The organism is Candidatus Bandiella woodruffii, from assembly GCF_034359465.1.
Classification (GTDB): domain Bacteria; phylum Pseudomonadota; class Alphaproteobacteria; order Rickettsiales; family Midichloriaceae; genus NDG2.
In genome coordinates, this window is sequence record NZ_CP110820.1 from 1,094,788 (window position 1) to 1,112,654 (window position 17,867).

21 protein-coding genes and 3 pseudogenes are annotated in these 17,867 nt (G+C 36.1%); 14 read left to right on the top strand and 10 right to left on the bottom strand.

Going from position 1 to position 17,867, the window contains the following annotated elements; genetic code table 11:
- Window positions 1-68 precede the first annotated feature (68 nt).
- Both Bandiella_RS06665 and Bandiella_RS07640 read left to right on the top strand, forming a co-directional pair.
- Window positions 69-278, top strand: a complete 210-nt coding sequence (locus Bandiella_RS06665) for a hypothetical protein (RefSeq protein WP_323732877.1) — start codon at window positions 69-71, stop codon at window positions 276-278.
- Window positions 227-571, top strand: coding sequence for an IS1 family transposase (locus tag Bandiella_RS07640; RefSeq protein WP_407651266.1), 345 nt, complete (start codon window positions 227-229; stop codon window positions 569-571). Before Bandiella_RS06665 ends, Bandiella_RS07640 begins: the two co-directional genes overlap by 52 nt.
- 242 nt (window positions 572-813) lie before the next feature.
- On the opposite strand, the gene Bandiella_RS06670 is transcribed toward Bandiella_RS07640, so the two are convergent.
- Together Bandiella_RS06670 and Bandiella_RS06675 are read right to left on the bottom strand one after the other, a co-directional pair.
- Complete coding sequence (locus Bandiella_RS06670; protein ID WP_323732514.1) at window positions 814-1,164, bottom strand: transposase; 351 nt, start codon at window positions 1,162-1,164, stop codon at window positions 814-816.
- A gap of 20 nt (window positions 1,165-1,184) precedes the next feature.
- Window positions 1,185-1,385, bottom strand: a complete 201-nt coding sequence (locus tag Bandiella_RS06675) for a hypothetical protein (RefSeq protein WP_323732878.1) — start codon at window positions 1,383-1,385, stop codon at window positions 1,185-1,187.
- A gap of 278 nt (window positions 1,386-1,663) precedes the next feature.
- On the opposite strand from Bandiella_RS06675, the gene Bandiella_RS06680 reads away from it, so the two are divergent.
- A complete protein-coding gene (locus Bandiella_RS06680) occupies window positions 1,664-2,248 on the top strand; it encodes an IS6 family transposase (RefSeq protein ID WP_323733405.1) in 585 nt (194 codons plus the stop codon).
- A gap of 394 nt (window positions 2,249-2,642) precedes the next feature.
- On the opposite strand, the gene rho is transcribed toward Bandiella_RS06680, so the two are convergent.
- Both rho and Bandiella_RS06690 read right to left on the bottom strand, forming a co-directional pair.
- Entirely contained in the window at window positions 2,643-4,166 is a 1,524-nt protein-coding gene (gene rho, locus Bandiella_RS06685) for a transcription termination factor Rho (RefSeq protein ID WP_323732879.1), read from the bottom strand.
- 248 nt (window positions 4,167-4,414) lie between these two features.
- Window positions 4,415-4,861: a DDE-type integrase/transposase/recombinase gene (locus Bandiella_RS06690; RefSeq protein ID WP_323732880.1), complete on the bottom strand. Its 447-nt coding sequence runs from the start codon at window positions 4,859-4,861 to the stop codon at window positions 4,415-4,417.
- Window positions 4,862-4,951: 90 nt separating this feature from the next.
- Between Bandiella_RS06690 and Bandiella_RS06695 the strand changes: the two are divergent.
- Window positions 4,952-5,517: pseudogene (locus Bandiella_RS06695) on the top strand (IS5 family transposase); the annotation flags it as partial.
- Here Bandiella_RS06695 and Bandiella_RS07675 read toward each other — a convergent pair.
- Window positions 5,504-5,677 carry a transposase-like zinc-binding domain-containing protein gene (locus Bandiella_RS07675; protein WP_458693266.1) on the bottom strand — a complete coding sequence of 58 codons (174 nt, stop codon included), beginning with the start codon at window positions 5,675-5,677 and terminating at the stop codon, window positions 5,504-5,506. The pseudogene Bandiella_RS06695 and the gene Bandiella_RS07675 overlap by 14 nt on opposite strands.
- A gap of 87 nt (window positions 5,678-5,764) precedes the next feature.
- Window positions 5,765-6,049, bottom strand: a complete 285-nt coding sequence (locus Bandiella_RS06700) for a DUF2610 domain-containing protein (RefSeq protein ID WP_323733417.1) — start codon at window positions 6,047-6,049, stop codon at window positions 5,765-5,767.
- Between the two features lie 314 nt (window positions 6,050-6,363).
- On the opposite strand from Bandiella_RS06700, the pseudogene Bandiella_RS06705 reads away from it, so the two are divergent.
- The 6 genes and pseudogenes from Bandiella_RS06705 to Bandiella_RS06730 form a co-directional block, all read left to right on the top strand.
- Window positions 6,364-6,849: pseudogene (locus tag Bandiella_RS06705) on the top strand (IS6 family transposase); the annotation flags it as partial.
- 129 nt (window positions 6,850-6,978) lie between these two features.
- Window positions 6,979-7,452: an IS1/IS1595 family N-terminal zinc-binding domain-containing protein gene (locus Bandiella_RS06710; RefSeq protein ID WP_323732830.1), complete on the top strand. Its 474-nt coding sequence runs from the start codon at window positions 6,979-6,981 to the stop codon at window positions 7,450-7,452.
- Window positions 7,356-7,724 carry an IS1 family transposase gene (locus Bandiella_RS06715; RefSeq protein ID WP_323733418.1) on the top strand — a complete coding sequence of 123 codons (369 nt, stop codon included), beginning with the start codon at window positions 7,356-7,358 and terminating at the stop codon, window positions 7,722-7,724. The genes Bandiella_RS06710 and Bandiella_RS06715 overlap by 97 nt, the downstream gene beginning before the upstream one ends.
- On the top strand, window positions 7,709-8,320 hold the full coding sequence (locus Bandiella_RS06720) for a transposase (protein WP_323732577.1): 612 nt from the start codon (window positions 7,709-7,711) through the stop codon (window positions 8,318-8,320). Before Bandiella_RS06715 ends, Bandiella_RS06720 begins: the two co-directional genes overlap by 16 nt.
- Before the next feature lie 20 nt (window positions 8,321-8,340).
- Window positions 8,341-8,691, top strand: coding sequence for a transposase (locus Bandiella_RS06725; RefSeq protein WP_323732514.1), 351 nt, complete (start codon window positions 8,341-8,343; stop codon window positions 8,689-8,691).
- A gap of 190 nt (window positions 8,692-8,881) precedes the next feature.
- Entirely contained in the window at window positions 8,882-9,013 is a 132-nt protein-coding gene (locus Bandiella_RS06730) for a hypothetical protein (protein WP_323732807.1), read from the top strand.
- 43 nt (window positions 9,014-9,056) lie between these two features.
- Here the strand turns inward: Bandiella_RS06730 and recR are convergent, their stop codons facing one another.
- The gene (recR, locus tag Bandiella_RS06735; RefSeq protein ID WP_323732881.1) at window positions 9,057-9,647 is read right to left on the bottom strand and encodes a recombination mediator RecR; all 591 of its coding nucleotides are present in this window, start codon (window positions 9,645-9,647) and stop codon (window positions 9,057-9,059) included.
- A gap of 4 nt (window positions 9,648-9,651) precedes the next feature.
- Window positions 9,652-10,374, bottom strand: a complete 723-nt coding sequence (locus Bandiella_RS06740; protein ID WP_323732882.1) for an SDR family NAD(P)-dependent oxidoreductase — start codon at window positions 10,372-10,374, stop codon at window positions 9,652-9,654.
- A gap of 29 nt (window positions 10,375-10,403) precedes the next feature.
- Between Bandiella_RS06740 and Bandiella_RS06745 the strand changes: the two genes are divergently transcribed.
- The 3 genes from Bandiella_RS06745 to Bandiella_RS06755 all read left to right on the top strand — a co-directional run bounded on the left by Bandiella_RS06745 (window position 10,404) and on the right by Bandiella_RS06755 (window position 14,754).
- Entirely contained in the window at window positions 10,404-12,152 is a 1,749-nt protein-coding gene (locus Bandiella_RS06745; RefSeq protein WP_323732883.1) for a cation:proton antiporter domain-containing protein, read from the top strand.
- A 26-nt stretch (window positions 12,153-12,178) separates the two neighbouring features.
- Window positions 12,179-13,336 (top strand): Na+/H+ antiporter NhaA, encoded by a 1,158-nt coding sequence (nhaA, locus tag Bandiella_RS06750; RefSeq protein ID WP_323732884.1) that lies wholly within the window; start codon window positions 12,179-12,181, stop codon window positions 13,334-13,336.
- A gap of 194 nt (window positions 13,337-13,530) precedes the next feature.
- Window positions 13,531-14,754, top strand: coding sequence for a pyridoxal phosphate-dependent aminotransferase (locus Bandiella_RS06755; protein ID WP_323732885.1), 1,224 nt, complete (start codon window positions 13,531-13,533; stop codon window positions 14,752-14,754).
- 152 nt (window positions 14,755-14,906) lie between these two features.
- On the opposite strand, the gene Bandiella_RS06760 is transcribed toward Bandiella_RS06755, so the two are convergent.
- Both Bandiella_RS06760 and Bandiella_RS06765 read right to left on the bottom strand, forming a co-directional pair.
- The gene (locus Bandiella_RS06760) at window positions 14,907-16,535 is read right to left on the bottom strand and encodes a phosphoethanolamine transferase (RefSeq protein WP_323732886.1); all 1,629 of its coding nucleotides are present in this window, start codon (window positions 16,533-16,535) and stop codon (window positions 14,907-14,909) included.
- Window positions 16,536-16,573: 38 nt separating this feature from the next.
- A complete protein-coding gene (locus Bandiella_RS06765; protein ID WP_323733419.1) occupies window positions 16,574-16,978 on the bottom strand; it encodes a cytochrome d ubiquinol oxidase subunit II in 405 nt (134 codons plus the stop codon).
- Between the two features lie 350 nt (window positions 16,979-17,328).
- Here Bandiella_RS06765 and Bandiella_RS06770 point away from each other — a divergent pair.
- Window positions 17,329-17,814: pseudogene (locus Bandiella_RS06770) on the top strand (IS6 family transposase); the annotation flags it as partial.
- Window positions 17,815-17,867: the final 53 nt, after the last annotated feature.

Consider the following 17,867-nt stretch of genomic DNA (forward strand, 5'->3'; position numbering starts at 1 on the left):
ATTTCAAAGTGCGGAAAATCGGGAGTTAAAAATTCTTAATTTTTACTTTTTATTTCAAAAATTAACAGATGCGACAGAACCCAGTATTTTATTGGATCAAACAAGCAGGGAAAGTAGTAGATGAGATGGTGACGAATCAAAAGATAGAGGGAGATAAGAAGCGTATAGAGATATTAGAGATGGATGAGCTATATACATACGTCAAAAAAAAGAGAATAAAACAAGAATATGGACTGCTGTCGATAGGGACAGATTCAAAACTGTTGCGTTTAAAGTAGGTTCAGGTGATAAAGAAAATTACGTAGATTTAGCTCGTGAGCTAGGAGAAAAATACCAAATTCGTTATATGTGTACAGATGGGTATGAGGTCTATTGTCATTATAAAATTGCTCAAATACATCTGCAGACAAAGTCTGAAACTTGTTTGGTTGAGAGCTTCAATTCCTCCTTAAGGGATATGCTTGCTAGATTAAATCGCAAGACTAAACGCTTTAGCAAGTGTTCTGAAATGCTAAGATTATCCCTTGTTTTATTTTTTAACAAAGCTTTAGCTCTTTCTATCTATTTATGAACACTCCCTTGTTTTATAGTTGGACATGTTCAAAACAACATGATCTCACCATCTTTTCCAGAAAGGGAGCGTTGAAAGATAAAATAAGGATAAATGTGATGGTTTGATTTAAGGAAGTTTGGACCATGGTCTAAAAAAATTAACAAAAAACTGGTTTCCCCAAGAATTCAAAAGATTTCTTTGAGGTGGGATATGGTAATTTTTAGCTTTTTATTGATTCTGCGAAGCGTGATTTTATGAGCTTAGGCAGTAAGAACCGTTAAACGTTTTAAATTAAAGCAGATAGCATTCATAAATTCAGCAAACTGATTTTTGGCAATTCCTATGTATCGCAATCGTTTATTATCTTGAGAAAACACCCTCTCAAACGGAGCCCTTATGGAAGTATAGTATCGATCAAGGTCAAAATTCTTTTGCTTCATATTGTTTTTCTTGATGGCGCAAAAATGAATACCTCTGCTTTTAGCTGCATTCTTTGCTGGTGCAACACAATACCCTTTGTCAGCATAAACTGCTCCACTATTTGGTAAAACATGCGCAACTCCCTTTGCATCGGTAACATTAGCAGGCGTTATAGCAACCTTGTTGATCATTCCGGATTGAATATCTACGCTTACATGTTTTTCTTATAGCCATACCAAAATTTACTACCACCCTTGCACCCTATTTTGGCTTGTTTATCATGTGCGACTTTAGGCAAGACTTCGTTGTTAAGTTTTTCATATTTTTGTTTTCTGGCTTCATCCCGCTCTTCCCATAAATTAGCTTTGGAGATCAAGTGACTTGCATCAACAAAAGTAAATACCTCGCTCATATATCCTTGAGATTTTAGTTGATCTCTAAAAATGGCAAAGATTTTTGATAACAAATTTGTTCGGCACCGTCAAGTTAAAAAAGTTGAGGTGCAAAAGGTATTGAGAGAAGAGGGAAAAAATAGTAAATTGGAGCAAAATAAAAAATAATAGAAAAACAATGGAAGAAAGAGCGAGCAGATACAGATATCCAATGGTGATAATAGGACATGCAGTTTGGTTGTACCACAGATTTAATTTGAGTTATAGAGACGTAGCAGAAGAGTTGTTATAAAGGGGTATAGAAGTAAGCCATGAAACGATAAGAGCATGGTGTATTAAATTTGGAAAAAGGTTTTTAGATATAATCAAGAAGAAGCAGAGGAAAGTAAAGGATAAATGGCATTTGGATGAGATGAGCATTAAAATTAACGGTAAATATTTTATTTTGTGGAGAGCTGTAGATGAAGATGGATATGAGATAGATGTCTTCCTACAGACCAGACGTAATAAAAAGTCTGCGATAAGGTTTTTATCAAGATTATTACAATCAAATCCAGTACCCAGAGTAATCGTGACAGATAAATTAAAAAGCTATACCAAACCTATAAAAGAAATGTGCCCTAAAACAGAGCATAGGCGCCATAAAGGATTAAATAATAGGGTTGAAAATGCACACCAACCAACACGCAGGAAAGAGAAATGCCTAATAAAATTCAAATCTCCTTCTGGGGTACAGCAAACTCTTTCTTTGATGGGAAAAATAAGGAACATATTTTCAGTAGATGTGGGCAGGTATATTAACAGTTCTAGCAAGCAAAAAGAAATGTTTTTTGAAGCTAAATCTATTTGGGATCACGCCGCTCAATCCATAGCTGCTGCATAATTTTCAAAAAGATGCTCTGTCACGCCCTTACCTCCATTAACTTGACGGTGCCCCCCTTTCCCTTTGCAATATTTACATTCTATTTTCTCCATTTTTCCCTTTCTTTTTTTTCCTTCCCTCTCCTTATATCACATTCTTTTCTTCTTTCCTATCCCTTTTAAAACACTCCCATAAGGACGGGCAGTCTATAGTTGCCATAGTCCATACTGTTGATAAATGTATACCTCTAGTAAATCAAGGGTTGGCAAATTTATAGACGAAAGAGAACTTAGAAAAGAGCTAGGAATACAAGCAATGAGCATGAGGCGCGTACATATGTACCTAAACGTTATGCGAAATCCGAAGTATTTTGAGGCCAATTTTTCAAGTTAACGGAGTATATGCTTCCAATTTCTTAGTCTTGCTTCTTGCTTGGGCTATAAGTGTTCATTTGCTCGAAGAAATCATAATTACTTTGTGAATATTTCAACTTATTAATTAAAAATTCTATCGCTTCTGTTGAACTCATAGGGCTTAATATTTTTCTTAAAACCCATGCTTTACTTAGGTTTCCTTTATCTACTATTAATTCTTCTTTTCTAGTTCCAGATTTAGTTATATCAATCGCGGGGAAAACCCTTTTATCAGCTATCTTTCTGTCCAGTATGATCTCTGCATTACCGGTTCCTTTAAATTCTTCGAATATTACTTCGTCCATTCTAGAACCAGTTTCAATTAATGCAGTAGCAATAATGGTAAGAGAACCACCACCCTCTATGTTCCTTGCCGCCCCAAAGAATTTTTTTGGTCTTTGTAGCGCGTTAGAATCAACGCCCCCGCTTAGTACTTTACCTGAAGAAGGCGCTACATCGTTGTATGCCCTTGCCAGCCTAGTTATAGAGTCTAGTAACACGACAACATCTTTTTTCGCTTCAACCAGCCTTTTTGCTTTTTCTATAACTATCTCAGCTAACTGTACATGACGATGCGATGGCTCGTCAAACGTTGAACTTACTACTTCACCCTTAACCGACCTAAGCATGTCTGTAACTTCCTCTGGCCTTTCTCCTACGGATAAAACTATCAGGTATATCTCTGGATAGTTTTTGGCTACGGCATGTGCAATGTTTTGCATTAAAACCGTCTTCCCGGTTCTAGGAGGCGCAACAACCAATGCTCTTTGTCCTTTGCCTAAAGGGGATACTATGTCAATAATGCGTCCACTTAATGTACTTTTGCTTCCGTCTAAAAATTCCAAGCTTATTCTGTCTTCTGGATAAAGAGGGGTTAAATCTTCGAAATGTATTCTGTGTTTACTACTTTCTGTTGATTGATAGTTGATTGTTTGGACATTTACAATTGCAAAATACCTTTCATCTTTTTTTGGAGCTCTAATCAGACCAGTTATAGTATCACCGGTTCTTAGACCAAACCTTCTAATTTGGTTGGGGGACACATAAACATCATTAGAGCATGGGATATAGTTTGATTTGGCAGATCTTAAAAACCCATAACCATCCGGCAATATTTCTAACACACCTTCTCCTACTATATCCACCCCCTTTTCGGCATAATCTTTCAAAATGGCGAATACCAAATCATGACGGTTTAGACTGTTTGGATTTTTAAGGTCTAGAGATTCTGCAAGCAATACAAGCTCATCTGGAGACTTGTTTTTAAAGTCACTTAAATTTAAGGTTTCTCTAGCTATTTTATTTTGTTCTGCATTGTTTTTGGAATCTAAGTGACGATGATTATAGTCTTTATCTTCCACTCTCTCTTGAATGGATTTTTCATCACTAGGTTTGGCTTTATGATCCACTTTTAACCTGTAGCTAAGCTTTTTCACACTTTTATCCGTTTTCTCTTGAGCATCTTTTACGCTGCCAAAATTATCCTCTGAATCTATAGCACCTAATGTGCCATTTACCTTTTTCATTTTTTGAATTGTATATTGTTTGTAATTAAGACGAAAAACCCCATCCAGTGCTTGTATGCAAGTCTAGTGTGATTTTTCATTGTTATCGAATTGCCCGATCATAATTGTATTTTTATTTTTCGTCAACAATTTAAATATTTTGTACCCGGCGCTGTTAAGTAAGTATAGCTAACAAGGTTGTTTTATGAAATAAAATCGGTATCGATGCAAAAATCATATCGAATGCCTTGGAGTATCGTTTCGTCCTTCTATTGAACCTTGTTAAGTAATGTCGTATAAGGGGATTGACTCAACCAGACATGTTTCAGATTTCGATACAATGTGCTTATCTGCCAATTTATAGTAGCCATATCCTTTTCATAACCATCGCTACATAAAATCTTGGCCTTGTAGCCTTTGCGTTGCAATCTCTGAGCCATTCTAACAAAAACAAATTTGTCACGGCTTTTACTTACTGCAATATCAATAGCTTGATTCCTGTTTTGGTCCACAGCAAGCCATATATAGGCGCGTTTTGTTTTTTTTTGATAATAAGTAAATAACTCATCTGCTTCCAATATCTCTATCTCTTTAGCATTATCTGGTATTTCTGTGGTACGAAGCTTTTCTTTTATCGCTTTAGCAAATGATCTAATCCAATGAATTAGCAGTGGGGCACAGACATTTTCTATGCGGGATATAGCTCTTATTCCCATTCCTTCGGTATAAAGTTTCACAACTTTGATCTTTTTCTCTAGATAGTGTCGTCATGAGATTTGTGGTATAATATGAAAGAAAAGATAAATCATAAAAGATTTTGCAGATGGAGAGACAAAAGGATATGGGAGGCTTTATTGGAGATATTTGTGAAAGAACCTGATATGGAATGGTTAATGATAGACGCAAGTCATAGTAAAGTGCATCCACATGCTTCAGGTGCAAAAGGCGGCAATCAAGATATGAGTCGTACAAAAGGGGGCTCAATACAAAGATTCACCTTGCCGTGGATTCACATGGTATGCCACTCAAAGTTATTGTCACAAAAGGCTCAGAAGCTGATTGCAAGCAGGCTGTTAATCTTATTGAAGAGATGAAAGCTGAGTACTTACTAGCCGACAGAGGGTACGATGTTAATTACATAATTGACCATGCCCAAGAATTGGGCATGAGAGTTGTTATTCCTCCTAAAAAGAACAGAATCACCCAGAGAAAATACAATAAAGATTTATATAAAATAAGGCATATTGTAGAAAACACCTTTCTTCATCTTAAAAGATGGAGGGGAATTGCAACCAGATATGCTAAAAATTCAGCTTCTTTCCTTGCCGCAATTCAGATTAGATGTTTATCTCTTTGGCTTAAAATCTCATGACGACATTATCTAATGGATATTTTTCCCTACCATCCCCAATACGAAATGTTCTTCTACATTCCTTGCATAAATATCTCTGCTTATTTTTGACTATTCCGTCTTTAACTATCTTCTCACTTCCGCAACTTTTGCACAAAATCACATAAATCTCCATATTCATGAATAACTCACATCATTATAGAGCGTTTTATTGCAAATATCTATATTTAATTAACAATACCTCCACATAAGACTCAAAGATAATATGCTATTCATCATTCTCCTTTTGCTTTTTTGCTAGGTTTTGGTTAATCTGTATGGACTCCAGCGCATAGGAACATAACTCCTCAAATGGAACACCGTTTTTATCAGACAATGCCTTTAGTTCCTCTAAGCTTTTCATTATTTCCGCAGGAACAGTCCCTCCTCTTTCTTTAGAAAGCCAATCGGCTTGAAATTGAATCGGGTGATGATCTTTTTCGGGATTACCAATATAAAATGTGACAGGTGATGTATTACCCCCAAAAGTACACGGTATCTTAAACTTTTTCAGGCACCGTCAAGTTAAAAAAGTTGAGGTGCAAAAGGTATTGAGAGAAGAGGGAAAAAATAGTAAATTGGAGCAAAATAAAAAATAATAGAAAAACAATGGAAGAAAGAGCGAGCAGATACAGATATCCAATGGTGATAATAGGACATGCAGTTTGGTTGTACCACAGATTTAATTTGAGTTATAGAGACGTAGCAGAAGAGTTGTTATAAAGGGGTATAGAAGTAAGCCATGAAACGATAAGAGCATGGTGTATTAAATTTGGAAAAAGGTTTTTAGATATAATCAAGAAGAAGTAGAGGAAAGCAAAGGATAAATGGCATTTGGATGAGATGAGCATTAAAATTAACGGTAAATATTTTATTTTGTGGAGAGCTGTAGATGAAGATGGATATGAGATAGATGTCTTCCTACAGACCAGACGTAATAAAAAGTCTGCGATAAGGTTTTTATCAAGATTATTACAATCAAATCCAGTACCCAGAGTAATCGTGACAGATAAATTAAAAAGCTATACCAAACCTATAAAAGAAATGTGCCCTAAAACAGAGCATAGGCGCCATAAAGGATTAAATAATAGGGTTGAAAATGCACACCAACCAACACGCAGGAAAGAGAAATGCCTAATAAAATTCAAATCTCCTTCTGGGGTACAGCAAACTCTTTCTTTGATGGGAAAAATAAGGAACATATTTTCAGTAGATGTGGGCAGGTATATTAACAGTTCTAGCAAGCAAAAAGAAATGTTTTTTGAAGCTAAATCTATTTGGGATCACGCCGCTCAATCCATAGCTGCTGCATAATTTTCAAAAAGATGCTCTGTCACGCCCTTACCTCCATTAACTTGACGGTGCCTTCGCTACTGTTCCAATGTAATTTGCCATCATTTTCTAATTTTGGGAGTGTTGCCATAAGATAGATAAGATGCTAAAATGAATATAGCGAGCAACAAAGAAAATAGAAATATGAATACAGAGTGTAAAAAATGCAGTAGCAGTAAATACGTTAAGAATGGTAATATTAGGGGTATGCAAAGGTATAAATGCAAAGAGTGTGGATGTAATTTTACAAACACTAAATTAAGAGGCTGTTCGCCAGAGATGAAGGCTCTGGCAGTGTTATTGTACAGCATGGGAAAAAGTAGCTTTAGATGGCTAGGGAAATTATTTAAAGTAGCTCATACTAGCGTATATAAGTGGATAATACTGTATGCTAAAAAGATACCAAGACCAACAGTGCCGGAAGAATTGAGAGAAGTTGAAATAGATGAGATGTGGCATTTTGTAGATTCAAAAAAAACAAATTATGGATATGGAAAGCCTATAGTAGGGAGCTCAAGAGAGTTGTTGCCTGGGTGGTTGGTAAGCGTAACGTTACAACCTTTAGAAAATTGTGGAAAATCATAAGTAGAGATAATTGCAGTTATTACACAGACGATTGGTCTGTTTATTCAGAGGTTATACCTCGCCATCAACATGTTGTTGGCAAACAACATACACTCTCAATTGAGTCCAATAACTCAAACACAAGGCACAGAATTGCAAGAATGACCAGAAAAACAAAGGTAGTTTCAAAATCTGAAGAAGTTGTCGATCTTACGATTAAGCTCTGGGTACATTTTGAGGGAGTGTTGCAAGATGGAATAAAGAAAGGTATAGTGGAGTGGATTACAGAATAAAGAAGAGAAAAATGTCATCAGCGCATCAAATAATAATGGTATGTTTGGATCAATTGGTTGGTAGTGAGCATCAATATCGCAAATTTAAGGAGCTGTTTAATTTTGGGGCAGCAGAGCAAGAGCTGAAGGGAATTGAATCTCCTGCTAATTATAAGGGATATGGTGTTTTACGTTTATTTAAATGCTTGTTGTTACAGTTTATGGAAGATTTGTCAGATCGTGAACTAGAAAGATATTTGAGTGACAGTGTTGCAGCCAAGTGGTTTTGTGATTTTGATTTAACCGAAGCCACACCTGATTATAGCGTTTTTAGTAGAATCCGCTCAAAGATAGGAACAAATTTGTTATCAAAAATCTTTGCCATTTTTAGAGATCAACTAAAATCTCAAGGATATATGAGCGAGGTATTTACTTTTGTTGATGCAAGTCACTTGATCTCCAAAGCTAATTTATGGGAAGAGCGGGATGAAGCCAGAAAACAAAAATATGAAAAACTTAACAACGAAGTCTTGCCTAAAGTCGCACATGATAAACAAGCCAAAATAGGGTGCAAGGGTGGTAGTAAATTTTGGTATGGCTATAAGAAAAACATGTAAGCGTAGATATTCAATCCGGAATGATCAACAAGGTTGCTATAACGCCTGCTAATGTTACCGATGCAAAGGGAGTTGCGCATGTTTTACCAAATAGTGGAGCAGTTTATGCTGACAAAGGGTATTGTGTTGCACCAGCAAAGAATGCAGCTAAAAGCAGAGGTATTCATTTTTGCGCCATCAAGAAAAACAATATGAAGCAAAAGAATTTTGACCTTGATCGATACTATACTTCCATAAGGGCTCCGTTTGAGAGGGTGTTTTCTCAAGATAATAAACGATTGCGATACATAGGAATTGCCAAAAATCAGTTTGCTGAATTTATGAATGCTATCTGCTTTAATTTAAAACGTTTAACGGTTCTTACTGCCTAAGCTCATAAAATCACGCTTCGCAGAATCAATAAAAAGCTAAAAATTACCATATCCCACCTCAAAGAAATCTTTTGAATTCTTGGGGAAACCAGTTTTTTGTTAATTTTTTTAGACCATGGTCCAAACTTCCTTAAATCAAACCATCACATTTATCCTTATTTTATCTTTCAACGCTCCCAGAATTGCAAGAATGACCAGAAAAACAAAGGTAGTTTCAAAATCTGAAGAAGTTGTCGATCTTACGATTAAGCTCTGGCTACATTTTGAGGATAACAATAATTTCCTAAGTGAGCAGGGCAATTTTATATCTATCTTTGGCTAACACTCTGTGATAAAGATACTAACCGAGTGTATATATTGATCGGCTAAAATTTATGGCGTAACTTCAATGCAAGTGCTAAAGTTCCATCATCGATATAATCCAGCTCCGCACCTATTGGGATGCCGCTTGCAAGCCTGGACATTTTAACACCTAATGGTTCCAATAACTTCGCAATGTAATGTCCTGTGGTCTGCCCCTCTAACGTTGAATTTGTTGCGATGATTACCTCTTGTATTGAGTGAACAGTCACTCTGTCTTGAATGTTATTGATATTCAAACTTTGTGGAGTTTTCCCTTCAATGGCGGATAATGTTCCACCTAAAACATGGTAAGTCCCTTTGTATGTTTTACTTTTTTCTATCGCCCATAAATCAGCTATATTTTCAACAACACATAAAACACTTCCATCTCTTTTATCGTCCATACAAATAGCACAAGGATTAGAGACATCAATATTGGCACAAATCTTACAAATCTTTATCTCAGCAACAGTTTGGTCCAACAAAGAGGATAACTTTACCATCTCATCTTTGTTTTGTATTAAAGAAAGTGCAATTCTTTTTGCCGATTTTGGACCAAGCCCTGGTAGCTTTGATATCGTCTTAATTAGCTGCTCTAAGGAATTTATCTGCATAATTTCATGGATAATTAAGGTTATCTAAATGACTTCCTCCATCTAAAGAAATAATTTGCCCCGTTAAAGACTTTGTTTTTAATATAAAATCAATCGTATAACAAATTTCATCAACTGTAGCTCCATACTCTAGAGGTGCCGCATTTTTTGTTTTTTCAAAGTTTGCCTCGCTTTGTTTTGGGTTTTGCATGATTTGTCCTAATGCTATGCCATTAACCCTGACTTTGGGAGCATATAGTTTTGCTGCAAGTTTTGTGAAGTTGGCCAGAGAGGTTTTACTAAAATAGTACGAAATAAAATTTTTAGGCAGTTTGAATATTATGTTGTCGAGAATATTAATGATATTAACTTGTCCATCCACACCGCTATGGCTTTGCATCAAGGCTTTGCTTAGAATCAGCGGAGTAGAAAAGTTGACTTTTAGGTTGTTAAGTAAATCTTTTTCTTTTAAGTTATGTAGATTGTCATTTTCAAACATGGATGCATTATTTACCAAAAGGCCTATTTTGAATTCCTGCATGATCTGATTATAATCATCAGCATGCAAAAAGTTACTTTTGTATATAATACACTTTCTGCCCAAGCTTATAACCTCATCCTGCAGTTGGTTCGCTTTATCCTCGGACGTATTGTAATGAATTATAATATCCCATCCATGTTTTGCCAAAAATAATGCAATCTCCTTGCCTATTCTTTTAGCTGACCCTGTTATTAACGCGTAAGGCAATTGATTATAAGTAAATTTGCTGCTATCCTATGAGCCTCAGTATAACAAAATTTTTTGAAAGAACCAGTTTAATGAATGATATCACTTATTTACCTAGTATTTTGATACTTTTAGCAGCATCAATATTAGTGGTTGTATCTTTGTACAAACTGAAAATCAGCCCTGTATTAGGCTATTTAATAGCTGGAGCTGCAATAAGCCATTTGGGCTTAATCAAAGAAACAGAATACGCACATCAGTTGGCTGAGTTTGGCGTGGTTTTTTTGCTGTTTATGATAGGGCTTGAGCTTTCGTTTGATCGGCTCATCAAGATGAAGTTACAGGTGTTTGGATTTGGAGGCCTGCAAGTCATCATAACGTCCTCGGTAATTACTTTTGTGTTAAACAAATTTTTTCATTTTCCAATATCGGTATCTGTCGTTATAGGAGCAGCACTTGCATTGTCATCAACTGCCATAGTTTTACAGATATTATCTGAATCTGGTAGACAATCTAGCCAAGTGGGGAGGTTGTCTTTGGCAATGTTATTGATGCAAGATTTTGCAGTTGTCCCATTGCTTGCCGTCCTTCCACTTCTTACTGCTGGGCATCATGAAGATGTGATGCATATGATAGGCCTGGCTGGACTAAAAGCGCTAGCAGTTATATTCGCCATAACTATCTTTGGTAGACTGTTTTTAAGGCCATTCTTCTCATTGATTGCATCTGTAAAAACCGATGAAGTTTATGTTACGACAGCTTTGTTGATAGTGCTGGGGACAGCATGGATTACCAATGAGCTTGGTTTGTCATCTGCTATGGGCGCTTTCATTGCTGGCATTTTGATTGCAGAAACTGAATATAGAAATCAGATAGAAAACAGCATACATCCATTCCAAGGGCTATTTTTGGGGTTATTCTTTTTAAGTGTTGGCATGTCAATAGACATTGATTTTATGCTAAATAAATTCAGAAGCATTGTTTTGGCAGGTTTTGCTCTTTTATCACTTAAGGCAGTCATAATATTAGTTTTATGCAAAATATTCAGATTGCGTTGGGGTGCAGCTTTACATTCTTCATTATTATTGGCGCAAGGTGGAGAGTTTGCGTTGATACTATTAAGCTTAGCAGCATCAAAGGGAATCATAAGCATGGATACTTCCAAATTCATGCTGATGGTGGTTGCAGTGTCAATGGCTGTTACCCCATTGCTTTCGATATTAGGGTCTTGGATTGAGGATAAATTTGATTCAGAGGAGGAGCTGGATAACAACAAAGAGTTCAAAGGAATTAGTGATTTGGATGATCATGTTATCATCGCAGGTTTCGGACGAGTTGGCAAAATTGTGGCTTACATGCTTGAACGTGAACAAATTAATTACATAGCAGTTGAGAGCAATACTGATGTAGTCAAGAAGGCAAAGCAAAAGGGGTACCCAGTATTCCATGGAGAGATAAGTGATGACGGTACTTTACAGGCACTGGGAATCAAAAGAGCAAAAGCTGTAATTCTCACAATGAGCGAAAAGATCACGTTAAGAAAAAGCACAAAAAAAATCTTTTTAAATTATAAAAATGTACGAATAATCTCAAGAGCGGAAGATTATAAACATAGTAAAGACATAAGGAAGTTAGGGGCAGAAAATGCAATCCCAGAAAGAATAGAGGTTGGATTACAATTAGGGGGAGTGGCGCTGCAAAATCTGGATTCTCCAAAACACAATGTGCTTGCCATTAAAGAAGAAATTCGCAGGAATAACTATAGCAAAATAGAAGAGAATGAATTATTTAAATACTAATTCTCTACTATAGTGGGGCTAGAAACGTGACTACTAAAAGACTACTTGATTTCGCCTTACTAATTCACAGAGCAACTGATAAGGGACTGCTTCTTTTCGGAAGCGCAGTGCTTGCTTTGATTATTGCCAACTCCAAACTCTCCGGCATATATAATGACCTCTTAGGGTATAGTCTTAAGATACCTTTTATCCCCCAATTATCCATTCATGATTGGATTAATGACTTTCTGATGGCGATTTTCTTTCTTGCTGTTGGTCTGGAGATTAAACGTGAGATGTTGGGCGGGCATTTGATGGCTAAAGAACAAAGGATACTGCCAGCTGTATCGGCTTGCTTCGGTGTTATATTCCCTGTCTTAATTTATATGGCTTTTAATTTTAACGATAAAATCGCCATGAAAGGATGGGCAATTCCAGCAGCAACAGACATCGCATTTGCACTTGGCATATTCGCAGTGTTTGGCAAAGGATTGCCTGTTGCGCTTAGAGTTTTTTTAGCGGCTTTGGCCATAATTGACGACCTAATAGCAGTCATCATTATTGCATTGTTCTATAGTGGAACTTTGTATTGGGGTTATTTGATACCAATCATGCTTTGCTGTTTTTTGCTATACTTACTTGGCAGATATAAAATTACTTATTTAACACCATATATGGCAGTTGGTGTTTTTATGTGGTATTGCTTTTTAAAATCGGGAATACATTCAACGATTGCAGGCATAGTTCTTGGAGCTTTCATCCCACTAAAGCTCAGCAATAACAAACAGCCTTTACAAAGGCTGGAGAGAAAGTTAACTCCAAGTGTTGAGTATGTAATTTTACCCTTATTTGCCTTGGCAAATGCTGGCATTAATTTTGATAACTTAAACTTTGGATCATTTTTTCATCCAGTTGTGTTTGGAATAATGCTTGGTCTTTTGATTGGTAAGACTGTAGGAATATCTTTCTCGGTGCATATTCTGCGCAAATTTAACATCATATCAATGCCACCAAATGTTACTATGAAACATTTTTACTATGTGTCGATGCTTTGCGGTATCGGCTTTACTATGAGCTTGTTTATCGCACTTATTGCTTTTGCAAGTAATTCAGCTTACTTAGAATTTGCCAAAATAGGGGTTATATTTGGCTCTATATCATCAACAATTTTTGCTGTTGTTATGATGAAAATTTTTAAAAAATAGGCATACTCTGCTAACTTTAAAAGGAGTGTGAAATATCAATAAGTAATGTTGATAGTTGAAAAAGAGAAAACAAGCGTCTAGTATACTTTATACCCCTCAAGAGTGAGGCTGCAAAAGGAACCATAAAGAAAAAGTTTTTTCACGAAGAACTAGGTTTTTGGAATTTAAGATATGTTTAATAATATTGAAAAACTATGATATCACACGAACAACCCCTTTTTTTATCTAAAAGATTGGAACTCATCAAACCATCTCCCACTCTTGCGGTGAGTAACAAGGCAAAAGATTTAAAGTCTCAGGGCAAAGACGTTATAGATTTAGGAGCGGGCGAACCTGACTTTGATACTCCAGAGCACATAAAGCAAGCAGCGTTTGATGCTATTAAATCCGGTAAAACTAAATACACGGCAGTGGATGGTATACTAGACTTAAAGAGAGCTATTATTAAAAAACTAATTGATGAGAACGGACTTGAATATCAACCTGAACAGATAACGGTTGGATGCGGTGCGAAACATGTGTTGTTTAATGTGTTTGCAGCAACTCTGAATCCAGGTGATGAAGTGATTATTCCGGCACCATTTTGGGTGTCATATCCTGATATGACTTTGATTAATGGAGGACTTCCTGTCATAGTAACTACCAAGGCTGAAAATAATTTTAAAATAACCCCAGAAGAACTGGAAAAAAATATCACTAATAAAACAAAATGGTTAGTCATAAACTCTCCTAATAACCCAACAGGGTTTTATTATACTGCAGAAGAATTGCAGATGCTGGCAAAGGTGCTGGATAAACACCCTCATGTTAACATCATTTCAGACGCTATATATGAACACATAAGATATGGGGGAGAAGCATACGTAAATATTGCCAATATAAGCGATGATATGAAGGCAAGGACATTTGTGGTGAATGGTGTGTCTAAGACATACTCAATGACTGGTTGGAGAATAGGTTACGGAGCTGGGAATAAAGAACTGGTTAAGGCCATCTCTAAGATACAATCTCAAAGTACTTCAAATCCATGTTCCATCAGCCAATATGCATCAGTGGAAGCATTAAGTAAAAACTCGGCAGAATTCATAGAACAGAGTAAAAAACGTTTTGAAGAAAGGTGCAATTTAGTTATAGGGCTGTTAAAAAATATAAGAGGTATTACGACACCCTATCCCAATGGAGCTTTTTACATATTTCCAAGTTGTGAGCAGTTGATAGGGAAGAGAACGCAAAACGGGAGAATCATAAATGATGATAGTGATTTTGCGGATTATTTGCTTGAAGAAGCTTTGGTTGCAGTTGTTCCAGGTATCGCATTTGGAACCAAAAACTTCTTCAGAATTTCATATGCAACATCTGAAGAGCTGTTAAAAGAGGCCTGCGCCAGAATTAAACTTGCTTGCGATAAATTATCATAGTTATATACCTCTCGTAAATCAAGAGTTGGCAAATTTATAGACGACAGAGAACTTGGAAAAGAGCTAGGAATACAAGCGATGAGCATGAGGTGATTACATATGTACGCAAACGTTATGCGAAATCCGAAGTATTTTGAGGCCAAATTTCGAAGTTAGCGGGATATGCACCCATAGAATATACTAAGTTTTTTATCCAAGACTTTTGTTTTAATTTGCAAAGCATCTAATATCGAATGGAAAAGGTTATCATGCGAAAAATTATCTTCTTTTTTCAATGATAAGCAGTTTTTGTGTATTTTAAAGTCATCCAGATAGTTATCTGAAAGCCACATTATCATTGGCACATGTTTTTGATTTTTAGGGGCAATCATATAAGGCATTCCGTGTAAATATATCCCATTTTCTCCCAATGACTCGCCGTGATCTGAAACATATAACATAGCAGTGTTAACATCCTTTTTATCCTTTAAAAACGCGATCAACTTCGCCAAGAAGTAATCAGTGTATAAAATTGTATTATCATAACTATTCACTATAGACTCTGGGCTGCATTGTTGCAATTCTGTGGTCTTGCAGATTGGGGTAAATTGATAAAAGCTCTCCGGCGTCCTAATGTAATAAGCTGGCCCATGGCTTCCCTTCTGATGCAGTACCACAAATAAATCCTGCCCTTTGTTGTGGGAAATATAGTCCTCAAGAATCTCCAACATTGATTCATCGTAAATTTCTTTGTCATATTTGTTTCTTAACCATTTATCTGTATGTATTGTTGTGCTCCCATCGCATACTTCTTTACAGCCGCTATTATTATCGATCCATAGCACCTGAAAATCTGAACTTTTGATTAAATTTAATAGATTATCACTATGTTTTAGATTACCTTTAGTAAAGTTAGCCCTATCAAAAGATGAAAAAATACAAGGAACAGAAGCAGCGGTAGAAGTACCACAGGCAGACACGTTCTCATAATTGATTATATCCAGTGCCTTTAATTTTGGATTTGTTTCTCTTTTATACCCGTTTAATGAGAAATTTTCTGCTCTGGCTGTCTCTCCAACAACAAAAACAAATATACTAGGTCTCTTGTGGATGCTCCACCTTTTGTCTTTTACTGCCTCACTTGGAATAAAATCAATCGGTTTTTCTGCTGGATATATCAACTTTAAGTTCTGGTATATTGCATTAACAAAGTTATTCGGAATGATACGGTGGACAATATCTTTATGATTTCTAAATATCGAAGCGAAAGTTTTAAATTGAAAAAATATCAGCAGCAGCATCAAACCCGCACATACTATGACCCCAGATAAACATTTTAAAAAGGTCAACACCTTATTAGGATAAACGATATTTGAGCGGCAGACAAGAATCGTTGGTAATAAACCAGTGATGAAAAATATAAAAACTAGGTTTGATGTGAGCAATTCCCTGGACTCTTTAAAATCTGTTTCCAAAACATTCTCTACCATAAAAGAATCAACCACTATCCCGTACTTGAGCATGAAATATTGAGCCAAAGATGCTGTAAGTAATATCAGAATTACAATCGGCTTGTGAATGAACGGTATTGATATACAAGAAAATCCTATATAAAGAAAACATATCAGTACTAGCAAAAAAACAGCCAAAAAATACATTGGAAGAAAGCCGTCGCCCACGGGTGATAAATTCAGAAGGAATATAAATAACGGGATATTTAAAAAAACGGCCGTATACAATGCCATCAACAAATTAAACACCGGCAATTGGATGTTTAATTTAGTTAAAAATTTTTCTCTCATCGTTCGCTTAAGGAACCTATATTTTGTTGAGTTCAGATTCAGTAGTGTACATCATTTTCTTGGGCTTTTCCACGAAATATATAGTAACTACACCCTGTATAAACTAAAACCACGGGTAAAATTAAGGCAACACCTATAAGCATAAAAGACATAGACTCAGGGGAAGCAGCTGCTTCCCAAATTGTGATTTTCCTTGGCACAGCCCACGGCCATAAAGAAACCCCAAAGCCAAAAAATCCAAGACAAAACAGCAATATTGTCAATAAAAATGGACTTAGCTCACCATTCTCAACTACTGCCTTATATAAAAAATAGCTTACCACCACAGCCATCACAGGCGCCGGCAATAAATAAAATATATTAGACACCTTAAACCAAGTATTATATATATCTTGATCAATAAAAAGTATCCACAAACTTACAATCCCCAGTAATATAGGCAGGCACCGTCAAGTTAATGGAGGTAAGGGCGTGACAGGGCACCGTCAAGTTAAAAAAGTTGAGGTGCAAAAGGTATTGAGAGAAGAGGGAAAAAATAGTAAATTGGAGCAAAATAAAAAATAATAGAAAAACAATGGAAGAAAGAGCGAGCAGATACAGATATCCAATGGTGATAATAGGACATGCAGTTTGGTTGTACCACAGATTTAATTTGAGTTATAGAGACGTAGCAGAAGAGTTGTTATAAAGGGGTATAGAAGTAAGCCATGAAACGATAAGAGCATGGTGTATTAAATTTGGAAAAAGGTTTTTAGATATAATCAAGAAGAAGTAGAGGAAAGCAAAGGATAAATGGCATTTGGATGAGATGAGCATTAAAATTAACGGTAAATATTTTATTTTGTGGAGAGCTGTAGATGAAGATGGATATGAGATAGATGTCTTCCTACAGACCAGACGTAATAAAAAGTCTGCGATAAGGTTTTTATCAAGATTATTACAATCAAATCCAGTACCCAGAGTAATCGTGACAGATAAATTAAAAAGCTATACCAAACCTATAAAAGAAATGTGCCCTAAAACAGAGCATAGGCGCCATAAAGGATTAAATAATAGGGTTGAAAATGCACACCAACCAACACGCAGGAAAGAGAAATGCCTAATAAAATTCAAATCTCCTTCTGGGGTACAGCAAACTCTTTCTTTGATGGGAAAAATAAGGAACATATTTTCAGTAGATGTGGGCAGGTATATTAACAGTTCTAGCAAGCAAAAAGAAATGTTTTTCGAAGCTAAATCTATTTGGGATCACGCCGCTCAATCCATAGCTGCTGCATAATTTTCAAAAAGATGCTCTGTCACGCCCTTACCTCCATTAACTTGACGGTGCCG

Bases quoted from the DNA above. Each gene is read 5' to 3' on its own strand.
- Bandiella_RS06665 (WP_323732877.1), top strand. From the start codon at position 69: ATGCGACAGAACCCAGTATTTTATTGGATCAAACAAGCAGGGAAAGTA.
- Bandiella_RS06670 (WP_323732514.1), bottom strand. From the start codon at position 1,164: ATGATCAACAAGGTTGCTATAACGCCTGCTAATGTTACCGATGCAAAG.
- Bandiella_RS06675 (WP_323732878.1), bottom strand. From the start codon at position 1,385: ATGAGCGAGGTATTTACTTTTGTTGATGCAAGTCACTTGATCTCCAAA.
- rho (WP_323732879.1), bottom strand. From the start codon at position 4,166: ATGAAAAAGGTAAATGGCACATTAGGTGCTATAGATTCAGAGGATAAT.
- Bandiella_RS06690 (WP_323732880.1), bottom strand. From the start codon at position 4,861: ATGGGAATAAGAGCTATATCCCGCATAGAAAATGTCTGTGCCCCACTG.
- Bandiella_RS07675 (WP_458693266.1), bottom strand. From the start codon at position 5,677: ATGAATATGGAGATTTATGTGATTTTGTGCAAAAGTTGCGGAAGTGAG.
- Bandiella_RS06710 (WP_323732830.1), top strand. From the start codon at position 6,979: ATGAATATAGCGAGCAACAAAGAAAATAGAAATATGAATACAGAGTGT.
- Bandiella_RS06725 (WP_323732514.1), top strand. From the start codon at position 8,341: ATGATCAACAAGGTTGCTATAACGCCTGCTAATGTTACCGATGCAAAG.
- Bandiella_RS06730 (WP_323732807.1), top strand. From the start codon at position 8,882: ATGACCAGAAAAACAAAGGTAGTTTCAAAATCTGAAGAAGTTGTCGAT.
- recR (WP_323732881.1), bottom strand. From the start codon at position 9,647: ATGCAGATAAATTCCTTAGAGCAGCTAATTAAGACGATATCAAAGCTA.
- Bandiella_RS06745 (WP_323732883.1), top strand. From the start codon at position 10,404: ATGAGCCTCAGTATAACAAAATTTTTTGAAAGAACCAGTTTAATGAAT.
- Bandiella_RS06755 (WP_323732885.1), top strand. From the start codon at position 13,531: ATGATATCACACGAACAACCCCTTTTTTTATCTAAAAGATTGGAACTC.
- Bandiella_RS06760 (WP_323732886.1), bottom strand. From the start codon at position 16,535: ATGAGAGAAAAATTTTTAACTAAATTAAACATCCAATTGCCGGTGTTT.